The sequence below is a fragment of the Achromobacter sp. FW305-C-28 genome, assembly GCF_058783235.1.
In genome coordinates, this window is record NZ_JBYSYL010000017.1 from 86,430 (window position 1) to 99,339 (window position 12,910).

The 12,910-nt window shown below is 68.0% G+C and carries 11 protein-coding genes; 2 read left to right on the forward strand and 9 right to left on the reverse strand.

Translation table 11 applies throughout. The features are described from left to right. The first annotated feature begins 100 nt into the window (after window positions 1-100). Window positions 101-1,543 carry a pyruvate kinase gene (gene pyk / locus AC3WMR_RS28925; protein WP_492266510.1) on the forward strand — a complete coding sequence of 481 codons (1,443 nt, stop codon included), beginning with the start codon at window positions 101-103 and terminating at the stop codon, window positions 1,541-1,543. A gap of 45 nt (window positions 1,544-1,588) precedes the next feature. Here pyk and AC3WMR_RS28930 read toward each other — a convergent pair whose 3' ends face one another. Next, window positions 1,589-2,818, reverse strand: coding sequence for a nucleoside recognition domain-containing protein (locus AC3WMR_RS28930; RefSeq protein WP_492266509.1), 1,230 nt, complete (start codon window positions 2,816-2,818; stop codon window positions 1,589-1,591). 149 nt (window positions 2,819-2,967) lie between these two features. On the opposite strand from AC3WMR_RS28930, the gene AC3WMR_RS28935 reads away from it, so the two are divergent. Next, on the forward strand, window positions 2,968-5,325 hold the full coding sequence (locus AC3WMR_RS28935; protein WP_492266508.1) for an acyl-CoA dehydrogenase: 2,358 nt from the start codon (window positions 2,968-2,970) through the stop codon (window positions 5,323-5,325). On the opposite strand, the gene def is transcribed toward AC3WMR_RS28935, so the two are convergent. The 8 genes from def to glyQ form a co-directional block, all read right to left on the reverse strand. Further along, entirely contained in the window at window positions 5,313-5,846 is a 534-nt protein-coding gene (def, locus tag AC3WMR_RS28940; protein WP_492266507.1) for a peptide deformylase, read from the reverse strand. The genes AC3WMR_RS28935 and def overlap by 13 nt on opposite strands. A 123-nt stretch (window positions 5,847-5,969) precedes the next feature. Next, window positions 5,970-6,365, reverse strand: coding sequence for a lactoylglutathione lyase (gloA, locus tag AC3WMR_RS28945; RefSeq protein WP_025136694.1), 396 nt, complete (start codon window positions 6,363-6,365; stop codon window positions 5,970-5,972). 11 nt (window positions 6,366-6,376) lie between these two features. Continuing rightward, entirely contained in the window at window positions 6,377-7,519 is a 1,143-nt protein-coding gene (locus AC3WMR_RS28950; RefSeq protein ID WP_492266506.1) for a 2-aminoethylphosphonate--pyruvate transaminase, read from the reverse strand. Between the two features lie 44 nt (window positions 7,520-7,563). Next, window positions 7,564-8,592 (reverse strand): M48 family metallopeptidase, encoded by a 1,029-nt coding sequence (locus tag AC3WMR_RS28955; protein ID WP_492266505.1) that lies wholly within the window; start codon window positions 8,590-8,592, stop codon window positions 7,564-7,566. Then, a complete protein-coding gene (locus AC3WMR_RS28960) occupies window positions 8,579-9,307 on the reverse strand; it encodes a lysophospholipid acyltransferase family protein (RefSeq protein ID WP_025136697.1) in 729 nt (242 codons plus the stop codon). Before AC3WMR_RS28960 ends, AC3WMR_RS28955 begins: the two co-directional genes overlap by 14 nt. Next, window positions 9,307-9,846, reverse strand: coding sequence for a D-glycero-beta-D-manno-heptose 1,7-bisphosphate 7-phosphatase (gmhB, locus tag AC3WMR_RS28965; protein ID WP_025136698.1), 540 nt, complete (start codon window positions 9,844-9,846; stop codon window positions 9,307-9,309). Before gmhB ends, AC3WMR_RS28960 begins: the two co-directional genes overlap by 1 nt. Further along, window positions 9,843-11,981 carry a glycine--tRNA ligase subunit beta gene (glyS, locus tag AC3WMR_RS28970; RefSeq protein ID WP_492266504.1) on the reverse strand — a complete coding sequence of 713 codons (2,139 nt, stop codon included), beginning with the start codon at window positions 11,979-11,981 and terminating at the stop codon, window positions 9,843-9,845. Before glyS ends, gmhB begins: the two co-directional genes overlap by 4 nt. Beyond that, entirely contained in the window at window positions 11,982-12,893 is a 912-nt protein-coding gene (gene glyQ, locus AC3WMR_RS28975) for a glycine--tRNA ligase subunit alpha (RefSeq protein WP_025136700.1), read from the reverse strand. It abuts the gene before it with no gap. Between the last annotated feature and the right edge of the window lie 17 nt (window positions 12,894-12,910).

Consider the following 12,910-nt stretch of genomic DNA (forward strand, 5'->3'; position numbering starts at 1 on the left):
CGGCGGCACAGAGAGGGTGTCAGGGTGTTGACCATGATACCCGTGCATCCGCTGCCGGCGTACCATAACGCTTTCGTTGTTCATGTGAGAGTGGATCGCCATGCCTGTATTGCGCCGCACCAAAATTGTCGCCACCCTGGGCCCGTCGACGTCGACGCCCGAACGCATCGACGCCATGATCAAGGCGGGCCTGGATGTGGCGCGGCTGAACTTCTCGCACGGCAGCGCCGACGATCACCGCGAACGCGCCCGCCTGGTGCGCGAGACCGCCGCGCGCCAAGGCCGCTTCGTCGCCGTCATGGGCGACTTGCAGGGCCCCAAGATTCGCATCGCGCGCTTCACCGACAAGCTGGTGCACCTGCAGGTGGGCCAGCCGTTCACGCTGTCGCGCGTGCATCCGAAAGATGCCGGCACGGCCAGCATCGTGGGCATCGACTACCCCGAGCTGGTGCAGGACTGCCGCGTGGGCGACGAGTTGCTGCTCGATGACGGCCGTGTGGTGCTGGTGGTGGACCGGGTCGAAGGCGACGAGGTCCACACCACCGTCACCGTGGGCGGCCCGCTGTCCAACAACAAGGGTATCAACCGGCGCGGCGGCGGCCTGTCGGCCCCCAGCCTGACCGACAAGGATCGCGTCGACATCAAGCTGGCCGCAGAGATGCAGCTGGACTTCGTGGCCGTGTCGTTCCCGCGCTACGGCAGCGACATCGACGAGGCGCGTGAACTGCTGCGCGCGGCAGGCAGCGACGCGTGGATCATCGCCAAGATCGAACGCGCCGAAGCCGTGGCCGACGACGAAGCGCTGGACGCGCTGATCCGCGCCAGCGACGGCGTGATGGTGGCGCGCGGCGACCTGGGCGTGGAAGTGGGCGACGCCGAACTGGTCGGCATCCAGAAACGCATCATCCAGCACGCGCGCACGCTGAACAAGGTGGTGATCACCGCGACCCAGATGATGGAGTCCATGATTTCCAGCCCCATCCCCACGCGCGCCGAAGTGTCGGACGTGGCCAACGCGGTGCTGGACTACACCGATGCCGTGATGCTGTCTGCCGAAAGCGCGTCGGGGCAGTACCCGGTAGAAGCCGTGCAGGCCATGGCGCGGGTGTGCCTGGGCGCCGAAAAGCACCCCACCAGCACGCAGTCGCACCACCGCCTGGGCGAAACCTTCACGCGCTGCGACGAAACCATCGCGCTGGCGGCCATGTACGCGGCCAACCACTTTCCGGGCGTGAAGGCGATCATCGCGCTGACCGAAAGCGGCCACACGCCGCTGATCATGTCGCGCATCCGTTCCGGCGTGCCGATCTACTGCTACAGCCCGCACAGCGTCACGCAGAATCGCGTCACCATGTTCCGCGGCGTCTACACCATTCCGTTCGCGCCGTCCGACTACGAGCCGGCGGACCTGAGCAACGCCGCCATCGACGAACTGAAGAAGCGCAACCTGGTGAAGGAAGGCGACTGGGTCATCCTGACCAAGGGCGATTTCTACCGCGACAGCGGCGGCACCAACGGCATGAAGATCCTGCTGGTCGATTGATCGGGCGGCGGCGTCGGTCCGTACCAGGACCGGCGCCGCTGGCGATCAGCCGAAGAACCAGTAGCACACGCCGATGGCCGCGAGCACACCGGCCAGGTCGGCGACCAGCGCGCAGCCGACCGCATGGCGCGCGCGCAGGATGCCGGCCGAACCGAAGTACACGGCCAGCACATAGAAGGTGGTTTCGGTGCTGCCTTGCATCACCGCCGCCAGCAGCGCCGGGAAACTGTCCACGCCGAAGTGCGTCATGGTCTCGAGCATCATGGCGCGGGCGGCGCTGCCCGAGAACGGCTTGACCAGGGCGGTGGGCAGGGCGTCGACGAAGCGCGTGTCCCAGCCAGCGTGGGCGGCGATCCAGCGAATGCCATCGAGCAGGAAGTCCAGCGCCCCGGACGCCCGCAACACGCCCACCGCGCACAGCATCGCCACCAGGTACGGCAACAGGCTCTTGGCGATGTCGAAGCCTTCCTTGGCGCCTTCGATGAAGGCCTCGTAGACCGGCACCTTTTTCCAGGCGCCCACCACCAGGAAGGCGAGCAGGATGCCGAACAGGGCCAGGTTGCCCATCAGCGACGACAGCGCGGCGATGGCGGTGGCCGACATGCTGGCCAGCAGCGCCATGAAGCCGCCCAGCATCAGCGCCACACCGCCCAGCCACAGCAGGATGACCGGGTCGGCCAGCCGCAGGCGCTGGCAGGCCGCCACCGCCAGGAAGCCGGCCAGCGTGGACGCGCTGGTGGCCAGCAGGATCGGCAGGAACACCAAGGTGGGGTCGGGCGCGCCCTGCTGGGCGCGGAACATGAACAGGGTCACCGGCAGCAGCGTCAATGACGACGCGTTCAGCACCAGGAACAGGATCTGCGCGTTGCTGGCGGTGTCGGGCTTGGGATTGAGCGCTTGCAGCTCGCGCATGGCGCGCAGGCCGATGGGCGTGGCGGCGTTGTCCAGGCCCAGGCCGTTGGCGGCGAAATTCAGAGTGATGAGGCCGATGGCCGGATGGTTGCGCGGCACCTCCGGCATCAGCCGGGCAAACAGCGGCCCCAGCAGCCACGCCAGCTTTTCCACCAGGCCCGCGCGTTCGGCGATGCGCAGAAAGCCCAGCCACAGCGTCAGGGTGCCGAACAGCAGCACCATGACTTCGACCGAGATTCGCGCCATGTCGAACAGGCTGGCGACCATGGCGCGAAAGACATCAGGGTCGCCGATGGCCAGCCAGCGGTACAGGGCGGCAGCGGTGGCCGTCAGGAAAAAGCCCAGCCAGAGTTTGTTCAGCATGCGGCGTGTGCCTGGATAGCGGTTGATTGCGTTCCCGCAAAGGGGAAGCCCATTGTCGCAGAGTCAGCCCTGTCCAGCTTGGCCCGGGCGGGCCAATTCTGGTACTTTGACCCGATACGCCCAGTGGCATCGAACAAGAAGGGGAGCACATGGATTTGAACGCATGGCGCCGGCGCCGCATCTCCGAACCCGCTTACCGTTGGGCCCGCAAGGCCATGCCGCCGCTGTCGCCCACCGAACGCGAAGCCATCGAGGCCGGCGACACCTGGTGGGACGCCGACCTGTTCACGGGCAACCCCGACTGGCGCAAGCTGCTCGACGTGCCCGCGGCCACCCTGACACCTGATGAACAACGCTTCATCGACGGACCCGTGGCGCAGCTGTGCGCCATGCTGGACGAATGGGACATCACCTGGAACCGGCGCGACCTGCCGCCCGAGGTCTGGGCGTTTCTGAAGGCGCAGCGCTTTTTCGGCATGATCATTCCCAAGCGCTACGGCGGGCTGGGTTTTTCGCCTTACGCGCATTCCGAGGTGGTGCGGCGTATTTCCGCCTATTCCATCACCGCCGGCGTAACTGTGATGGTGCCCAATTCGCTGGGGCCGGGTGAACTGCTGCTGCAGTTCGGCACGCCTGCCCAGCGCGACTATTGGCTGCCTCGCCTGGCCGATGGCCGCGAGGTACCGTGCTTCGGGCTGACCAGCCCCGAAGCGGGGTCCGACGCCGCGTCCATGGTCGATACCGGCATCGTCTGCCGCCAGGTGGTCGATGGGCGCGAGCTGATCGGCGTGCGGCTGAATTGGCACAAGCGCTACATCACGCTGGGGCCGGTGGCCACGGTGCTCGGGCTGGCATTCAAGATGTCGGACCCCGACGGCATCCTGGGCGGCGCGCGCGACATCGGCATTTCGGTGGCGCTGGTGCCCACCGACGCGCCTGGTGTCGAGATCGGCCGCCGCCATCTGCCCGCCATGCAGGTGTTCCAGAACGGCCCCAATCGCGGCCATGACGTGTTCGTGCCGCTGGATGCCCTGATCGGCGGAGCCGAGCGCGCCGGCCACGGCTGGCAGATGCTGATGAGCGCGCTGGCCGCGGGGCGTGGCATTTCGCTGCCGTCGCTGTCGGCCGCCGCCTGCGTCATGAGCGCGCACGCCACCGGCATGTATGCGCGGGTGCGTGAACAGTTCGGCATCCCGGTGGGCAAGTTCGAAGGGGTGCAGGAAAGGCTGGCCAGCCTGGCGGGCAATGCCTACCTGGTGGAAGCCGCTCGCCGACTGACCTGCGCGGCGCTGAACCAGGATGTGAAGCCCGCGGTGGTCTCGGGCATCATGAAATACCACGCCACCGAACGCATGCGGGTGTCGGTCAACGACGCGATGGACGTGCATGCCGGGCGGGCGGTCATCGACGGGCCCAGCAACTACCTGGGCGCGCTGTACCGTGCGGTGCCCATCGCCATCACGGTGGAAGGCGCCAACATCCTGACCCGCAACCTGATCATCTTCGGCCAGGGTGCCATTCGCGCGCATCCGTACCTGATGCCGGAAATGCTGGCGCTGGGCAACCCTGACGAAGAGCGCGGCATGGAGGTCTTCCATGACGTGTTCTGGCGTCACTTGCGGCACACCGGCATGAATGCGCTGCGTGCCATCGGCCGCGCCTGGACGGGCGGCGTCCTGGCGCCGTCGCCGGTGTCCGGCCCGACTGCCCGGCACTATCGCCGGCTGGGGCGCTATGCGTCCGGCTTCGCGCTGCTGGCAGATGCCACGCTGGCCCAGCTGGGCGGCGGATTGAAGCGCCGCGAGATGATTTCGGCGCGGCTGGGCGACATTCTGTCCGAGCTGTACCTGCTTTCGGCGGTGCTCAAGCGCTGGGAAGACGAAGGCCGCAAGCATGACGACCTGCCGCTGGTGCATTGGTGCCTGCAACAGGGCTACGCGGAAATCGAAAAACGCATGGACCAGGTGCTGTCGAACCTGCCCGGCCGGGTGATGGCCTGGGGCTTGCGGGCGGCTATCCTGCCGCTGCGGCTGGCCAAGGGGCCGGACGACGCGCTGACCCGCGAATGCGCCGAACTGCTGCTCAAGCCGTCGCCCACCCATGTGCGGCTGGCGGCCGATCTGCAACGGGCGGCGGCCGACAGTGCGCAAGACGATGATCCGCTGGCGCTGCTGACGCGCGCCTTTGCGGTGGTGGATGCGGTGCAGCCCATCCGCGACCGGCTCAAGCAGTCGGGGGTGCGCGACTGGCGCGAGGCGCATCGCCATGGCGCGATCTCGGCATCGCAGGCGGCGCAGCTGGAAGAGGCTGAGGCGATCGTGTCGCGGGTACTGCAGGTGGATGATTTCGCGCCGCGCGACCTGTCGCCGCAGGCGGCAGAGGCCGAAGCCAAGCCGGGCCGCGAGATCGAAGCCAAGCCGGCACACGAGTCCGCGGCCAAGACCGAAGCCGATGCCGGCACGGACGTCAAGCCCGCGCCGATACCGCCTGCCGATCAGTCGTCCTGATTCGGGTCCATGCCCGGGAACAGGATTTCAGTGAAGCCGAACTTCGTGAAATCCTGGATCCGGGACGGGTACAGCCGGCCGATCAGGTGGTCGCATTCGTGCTGCACCACGCGGGCATGGAAGCCTTCGGCTTCGCGCTCGATGTCGCGGCCGTAGGGGTCCTTGCCGGTGTAGCGGATATGACGGTAGCGCGGCACCATGCCCCGCAGGCCCGGCACGGACAGGCAGCCTTCCCAGCCGTCTTCCATCTCGTCCGACAGCGGCGTGATGACGGGATTGCACAGGATCGTCTGCGGCACCGCGGGCGCGTCGGGATAGCGCTCGTTGCGGTCAAAGCCGAAGATGACCAGTTGCAGGTCCACGCCGATCTGCGGCGCGGCCAGGCCTACGCCCTGCGCCGCCGCCATGGTCTCGAACATGTCTGCGATCAGGGCGTGCAGCTCGGGGGTATCGAAGCGCTCGACCGGCGGCGCGACGCGCAGCAGCCGGGGATCGCCCATTTTGAGGATGGTGTGGATCATGATGACGGTCAAGAAAGAACGATCAATCTACCAGAAGGATTCTTTCCCCGCCGGGCCGCCCCAAGGGGAAAGCGCCCCCTCGGGGGGCAGCAAGCCTGCGAAGCGGGCGCGGCGTGGGGGCCCTTAATCTACCCGACCCTTCTTCTGGATGAATTCGATCTTGTAGCCGTCCGGATCTTCGACGAATGCGATCACGGTGGTGCCGTGCTTCATCGGGCCGGCTTCGCGGGTGACCTTGCCGCCGCGGGCCTTGACCTTGTCACAGGCTTCATAGGCGTTGTCGACTTCCAGGGCGATGTGGCCGTAGCCGGTGCCCAGGTCGTACTTGTCGGTGTCCCAGTTGTGGGTCAGCTCGATGACGGCGCCTTCGGACTCGTCCTGGTAGCCCACGAAGGCCAGGGTGAACTTGCCGTCGGGGTAGTCGTTACGGCGCAGGACGCGCATGCCGAGCACGTTGGTGTAGAAATCGATGGACTTGTCCAGGTTGCCGACTCGCAGCATGGTGTGGAGCATACGCATGGAGAAATTCCTTAAGCGATGAGGGGTTGGGGGACGAACCGGGCGTGCCCGGCATGGCCCCTGGAAATTCCCAGGTCTTGCAGCGCGCCGCCCATGGCGTCGACCGCAAGCCGCATCTGGTCGGGCCCGAAGGCGCCGATGCAGCCGACCCGGAAGGTGGGTTGTTCGGTGTTGGTGAAATTGCTGAGCACGAAACCGCGTTGCTTGAGCGCGTCGACGAACAGCTGCAGGTTCCAGGTCGGCGCGTCGGGCGCATGCACGTTGACGACGATGGGGCCTTGCAGGTCGGGCGTCAGGTAGGGCGTGAGGCCCAGGCCGGCCACGCCGTCGTACAGCGCGCGCATGTTGGCGGTGTAGCGCGCCAGGCGGGCCTCGCGGCCTTCCTGATGATACAGGTCCAGCGCCACGGCCAGCGCCGCCAGCGTCGGGGCGGGCGGGGTGAAGCGCGGGCCGGCGTTGGGCGCCAGCGTGTGCTGGTAGATATCGGCCAGGTCCAGCGACCAGCTGCCGGCATTGCCTTGGGCGGCTTGCAGGCGGTCGCGGCGGGCCACGACGAAGGCGGCGCCGGGCAGGCCTTCCAGGCATTTGTTGGCGGTCAGCACGACGGCATCGATGGCCGGCAGGGCGGCCAGGTCCAGCGGCAGCGCGCCGAAGGCCGACACGGCGTCGACGATGACGCGGCGACCCAGGGCGTGGGCCACCCGGGCCAGTTCGGGCACGTCGTGGCAGATGCCGCTGCCGGTTTCGCTGTAGACCAGCGCCACATGGGTCAGCGTGGGGTCTTGCTCAAGCGCCCGCGCCACGGCTTGCGGATCGACGCGTTCGCGCGTGCCCACGGCCAGCGGCACGGCGACGCGGCCGGCGTCGGCCGCCAGCTTCTGCAGGCGGCTGGCATAGGCGCCGGTGGACGGCGCCAGCAGGCGCCCGCCCGCGGGCACGAAGGTGCGGATCGCGGCTTCCACCGCGAAATGGCCGCAGCCGGGCAGCGCCAGCGCTTCGTGGTGGGCGGCGTCGGCCTGGGCCACGCGCAGCACGCCGGCACAGACCTGGCGGTACAGCGCACGGAATTCGTTGTCCCAGGGCGCGTAATCCTGCGCCATGGCGGCCTTCACCCGGGCATCGGTCGTGACCGGGCCGGGAATCAGCAGCAGCATTTTTGGTGTCTCCGAGGGGGTCGCAAAGTCGCCTCGCGCCAGTCCTAGAATTGGGGGAGCGAGGCGGGATCGTGGCGCCGCAGCACGTTCTTGGCTTCTTCGAAGTCGGGCAGGATCTGGCCCACTTCGCGCCAGAAGTCCTGGCTGTGGTTCATTTCGCGCAAGTGGGCAAGCTCGTGCGCGATCACGTAGTCGATGATGGCCGGTGCAAAGTGGACCAGGCGCCAGTTCAGCATGATGTTGCCGTCGCTGGTGCACGAGCCCCAGCGCGTGGCCGCCGACGACAGGCGCCAGCGGCGGATCTTCAGGCCGCTGATCTGCAGGAAGTGCGCCAGCCGCGCGCCGAACCAGGCACCGGCCCGCTGCTGCAGCCAGGCTTGCGCGGCATCGCGGATGCGGCCCTGGTCGGCCGTGGCGGGCAGGGCCAGCCATAGCGTGTCGCCATCGGCAGGGGCATCGGCATTGCCGGACAGGAAGGTCTGGCGGCTGTCGCCCCCCACGCCCAGCACGATGCGCTTGCCCAGGTAAGGCAGTTCGCCGCCGGCCTGCCAGCGCGTGTGCGCCATGGCCAGCTGCTGCTTGCGGGTGTGCCATTCGCGCAGCTTGGCGACGATCCAGCGGGCTTTTTCGCGGACGGCGTCGTCGATCTGCGCCAGTGTGACCCAGTTGGGCGCCGTGACGCGCAGGCCGTCGTCGGTGATGACAAAGCCGATGCTGCGGCGACGCGAGCGCAGCAGCACGAAGCCGATGGGCTGCGGGTCGGTGTCGACCTCGCGCCAGCGGGCGCCGGGCGGCATGGGATCGGGGCAGGGCGTGGGCACGCGCGAGGCGGCGTTGGGTGACAGCGTCAGCAGCGGCTCGCCGGCAGGCTTGGCGGTGGAGGGAGCGGCCGCAGGGGGCGCGACAGGCGCTGCGGCGGGAAACAACGGCGCAGACTGCGGGTGGACGTCAGGCGGGGCAGCGCGTGGGAGCGGGGGGCGGGCCGGGGGGCGCGCGTTCAGCGGCGACGCGCCCGAGGGCGCGTCGTGGTCGTGCACGTCGAACAGAAGTTCGAGCTGATCAGTGCTGGCCATACCTTTCAGGGTTGAGACGCCGCATTTCCCCTTCGATCCAGTCTTGCACTTTCTGGTTCAGTTCTTCGGGGGAGATTCCCTTGGATTCTATCGCGGGACCGATGGATAGCGTAACCAGGCCCGGATATTTGACAAAGGCGTTGCGCCGCCAGCATTCGCCGGCATTGTGCGCGACCGGGATGACGACCGCGCCAGTGCGCGAGGCCAACAGGGCGCCGCCCATCTTGAAGCGCGCGGTCTTGCCCGGCGGCACGCGGGTGCCTTCGGGAAACAGCAGCGGCCAGCGGCCTTCGTCCAGCCGGGTCTGTCCCTGCTTGACCACCTGGTCGAAGGCGTCGCGGCCCTTGGAGCGGTCGATGGCGATCATGCGCAGCAGCGCCAGGCCCCAGCCGAAGAACGGCACCATGTGCAGTTCTTTCTTGTAGACGAAGCAGACTTCGCGCGGCATGTAGGCGGGGAAGAACAGGGTTTCCCAGGCCGACTGGTGCTTGGACAGCAGCACGGCAGGGCCGTCGGGCAGGTTTTCCCAGCCCTTGACCTGCCAGCGGATGCCGCAGAACACCTTGGCGCCCCAGATGGCCAGGCGCGGCCAGCCGACGGTGAGCTTGTAGCGCAGGTGCAGCGGCAGCGGCGCCCACAGGATGCAGGCGAAGGCGTAGGGGATGACCGTGATGGCCAGGAACAGGAAATACAGGAACGAGCGCAGCCGGGCCATCAGTTGTCCTGGAGCAGGGCGTCGGCCACGGCCGACAGGTCGTCGCAGACCCGCGTGTTGTCGGGCAGGCCGCCTTTGGCCAGCGTCTTCTTGCCGTTGCCGGTCAGCACCAGCCACGGCGAGCAGCCCGCTGCACTGGAGGCCTGCAGGTCGCGCAGCGAATCGCCCACGGCCGGCACGCCGGCCAGATCGACGTCGTAGCGGTGGCCGATCTGCTCGAACATGCCGGGGCGCGGCTTGCGGCAGGTGCAGTTGTCGTCCGGGCCATGCGGGCACATGAAGACGGCATCGACGCTGCCGCCGGCCGCGGCCAGCTCACGCCGCATCTTGGTGTGGATGGCGGTGAGCGTGTCCATGTCGAACAGGCCGCGGGCCAGGCCAGACTGGTTGGTGGCGACGACCACGGTCCAGTCCGCCTGGGTCAGGCGGGCGATGGCCTGCAGGCTGCCGGGCAGGGCGATCCATTCGTCGGGGTTCTTGACGAATGCGTCGCTGTCCTGGTTGATGACGCCGTCGCGGTCGAGAATGATGAGTTTCACTGTGCCAGCCTGGAAATGTCAGCGACCTGGTTCATCAGGGTGTGCAACTGGCCCAGCAGTGCCAGCCGGTTGGCGCGCACGGCGGGGTCGTCGGCCATGACCATGATGTCGGCGAAGAAGGCGTCGACGGGTTCGCGGGCCTGGGCCAGGGTGCGCAGGTTGGCGGCGAAGTCGCCGGCAGCGCGTTGCGCCTCGGCTTGCGGGCGCAGCGCGGCAATCGCGGCGGCCAGGGCTTTTTCGGCGGGTTCGACCAGGGCGGCATCGTTGACCGCGCCGATCTCGCCTTCGGCCTTCTTGAGCAGGTTGCCGATGCGCTTGTTGGCGGCGGCCAGGCTGGCGGCTTCGGGCAGTTGCGCGAAGGCGGCGGCGGCGCGCACGCGCTCGGCCACCTGGTGCAGCGGCGGCGTCAGGGCGATGACGGCCTCGACCGCGTTGCGGTCGTGGTCGTTGATGAGCTGATTGCGGTAGCGCTCGTAGATGAAGGTGCGCACTTCAGCCAGCGTTTCGGCGGGGATCTTGCCGGCCGGGAAGGTGGCGGCCGTGGCGGCCAGCAGGCCGTCCAGCGACAGCGGGCCGTCCTGGTTGAGCTTGAGCCAGCCGCCCGCGGCCAGTTGCTCGAACGCGCTGATCAGGCCCAGCGCGGCGCGGCGCAGGCCGAAGGGGTCGCGTTCGCCGGTGGGCGCCAGGCCGATGGCCCAGATGCCGACCAGGGTTTCGGCGCGCTCGGCGATGAACAGCGCGGCGGTGGTCAGGCCGTCTTGCGTGACGGGGGCGTCGTAGCGGTTGCGGTACTGGTTGCGCAGGGCCTGCACGACGCTGTCCGGCTCGCCGTCGCCGGCGGCGTAGTAGGCGCCCATGATGCCTTGCAGCTCGGGGAATTCGCCCACCATGTTCGAACCCAGGTCGGCCTTGGCCAGCAGCGCGGCGCGGTCGGCGGCGGTGACGTCGCTGCCCAGCTTGCCGGCCACGTCGCGGGCGATGGCGCGCACGCGTTCGACGCGTTCAAGCTGGGTGCCCAGCTTGTTGTGGTAGACGATGGAGCCCAGTTGCTCGACGCGCGCGGCCAGCGGCGTCTTGCGGTCGGTTTCGAAGAAGAACTGGGCGTCGGCCAGGCGCGGGCGCACCACGCGCTGGTTGCCTTCGACGATGTTCACCGGGTTGTCCGTGTGCATGTTGCTCACGATCAGGAAGCGGTGCGTCAGGCGGCCGGTGGCCGGGTCGAACAGCGGGAAGTATTTCTGGTTCAACCGCATGGTCAGGATCAGGCATTCCTGCGGCACTTGCAGGAACTGCGCTTCGAACTGGCCTACGTAGACGGTGGGATGTTCGACCAGGGCGGTGACTTCGTCGAGCAGCGCGGCCACTTCGGGGTCGTCGCCCAGCGTGGCCGACAGGCGGCCGGCGTGGTCGAGCAACTGGCGCTGGATTGCATCGCGGCGGCCTTCGAACGAGGCCACCACATGGCCCTTTTCGGCCAGGGTGGCGGCGTAGGCGTCGGCATCGGCGAAGGACACGGCGCCGCTGCTCATGAAGCGGTGGCCCAGGGTGTCGCGGCCGGCGGTCAGGCCCAGCGCGGTGACGGGCACGACGTCGGCGCCGAACAGGGCGACCAGGCCATGCGCCGGGCGCACGAACTTCACGGTGGTGACGCCGTCGGCCAATTGGTAGCGCATGACCTTGGGGATCGGCAGGCCGTCGATAGCCGCGTCGATGCCTTCCTGCAGGCCGGCGGCCAGTTGGGCGCCGGGGGCGGTGCCGCGGGCGACCAGGTAGTCTTGCTTGCCGTCGGATTCGCGTTCCAGGGTGGCCAGGTCGATGTTGTCCAGGCCCTTGGCGGCCAGCTTCTTTTGCAGCGCCGGGGTCGCCTTGCCGTCTTCGGTCAGGCCGATCTTCACGGGCATCAGCTTTTCGGCGTAGGCCTGGTCAGGCGCCTGGGCCAGCACGGCCGACAGGTGCACGGCCAGGCGGCGCGGCGTGGAAAACGCCTGCACGGCGCAGCCGTCGGCCAAGAGGCCGTGGCGGGCCAGCGTGGCGCGTACGCCTTCGGCAAAGGCCTGGCCCAGCTTCTGCAGGGCCTTGGGCGGGAGTTCTTCGGTCAGCAGTTCGACCAGCAGCGGGCGGATGTTCGTCGTCATTTATGCAGCCTCCCCGGCGGCCTTGTCGCGGCCCAGCATGGGAAAGCCCAGTCGTTCGCGGGAATCGTAATAGGCCTGCGCGACGGCGCGCGACAGGTTGCGGATGCGGCCGATGTAGGCGGCGCGTTCGGTCACGCTGATCGCGCCGCGCGCGTCCAGCATGTTGAAGGTGTGCGCGGCCTTGAGCGCGGCCTCGTAGGCGGGCAGCGCCAGGGGCACGTCCATCAGGCGCTTGGCTTCGGCTTCGTAGTCGTTGAAGTGCGAAAACAGCATCTCGGCCGACGAGTGCTCGAAGTTATAGGTGGATTGCTCGACTTCGTTCTGGTGGAACACGTCGCGGTACAGCACGCGGTTGCCGTTGGCGCCTTCGGTCCAGACCAGGTCGTACACGCTTTGCACGTCCTGCAGGTACATGGCCAGGCGTTCCAGGCCGTAGGTGATTTCGCCCGTGGTCGGGGTGCAATCCAGGCCGCCCACCTGCTGGAAGTAGGTGAACTGGGTGACTTCCATGCCGTTGAGCCAGACTTCCCAGCCCAGGCCCCAGGCGCCCAGCGTGGGGTTTTCCCAGTCGTCTTCGACGAAGCGGATGTCGTGCTGGGTGGGGTCGATGCCCAGCGCCTTGAGCGAACCGATGTACAGGTCCAGGATTTCCGGAGGCGCGGGTTTCAGCACCACCTGGTACTGGTAATAGTGTTGCAGGCGGTTGGGGTTTTCGCCGTAGCGGCCATCCTTGGGGCGGCGCGAGGGCTGCACGTAGGCGGCGCGCCAGGGTTCCGGCCCGATGGCCCGCAGGAACGTGGCCGTGTGCGAGGTGCCGGCGCCGACTTCCATGTCGTAGGGCTGCAGCAGGGCGCAACCCTGCTTGTCCCAGTATTCCTGGAGCGTAAGGATGATTTGCTGAAAGGTGAGCATAGGATTCTTGGAATTCG

What these genes read in the sequence shown, in the direction of transcription:
- glyQ (WP_025136700.1), bottom strand. Translation starts at nt 12,893, where the DNA reads ATGCTCACCTTTCAGCAAATCATCCTTACGCTCCAGGAATACTGGGAC.
- glyS (WP_492266504.1), bottom strand. Translation starts at nt 11,981, where the DNA reads ATGACGACGAACATCCGCCCGCTGCTGGTCGAACTGCTGACCGAAGAA.
- AC3WMR_RS28950 (WP_492266506.1), bottom strand. Translation starts at nt 7,519, where the DNA reads ATGCTGCTGCTGATTCCCGGCCCGGTCACGACCGATGCCCGGGTGAAG.
- AC3WMR_RS28955 (WP_492266505.1), bottom strand. Translation starts at nt 8,592, where the DNA reads ATGGCCAGCACTGATCAGCTCGAACTTCTGTTCGACGTGCACGACCAC.
- AC3WMR_RS28960 (WP_025136697.1), bottom strand. Translation starts at nt 9,307, where the DNA reads ATGGCCCGGCTGCGCTCGTTCCTGTATTTCCTGTTCCTGGCCATCACG.
- AC3WMR_RS28930 (WP_492266509.1), bottom strand. Translation starts at nt 2,818, where the DNA reads ATGCTGAACAAACTCTGGCTGGGCTTTTTCCTGACGGCCACCGCTGCC.
- AC3WMR_RS28935 (WP_492266508.1), top strand. Translation starts at nt 2,968, where the DNA reads ATGGATTTGAACGCATGGCGCCGGCGCCGCATCTCCGAACCCGCTTAC.
- gloA (WP_025136694.1), bottom strand. Translation starts at nt 6,365, where the DNA reads ATGCGTATGCTCCACACCATGCTGCGAGTCGGCAACCTGGACAAGTCC.
- pyk (WP_492266510.1), top strand. Translation starts at nt 101, where the DNA reads ATGCCTGTATTGCGCCGCACCAAAATTGTCGCCACCCTGGGCCCGTCG.
- def (WP_492266507.1), bottom strand. Translation starts at nt 5,846, where the DNA reads ATGATCCACACCATCCTCAAAATGGGCGATCCCCGGCTGCTGCGCGTC.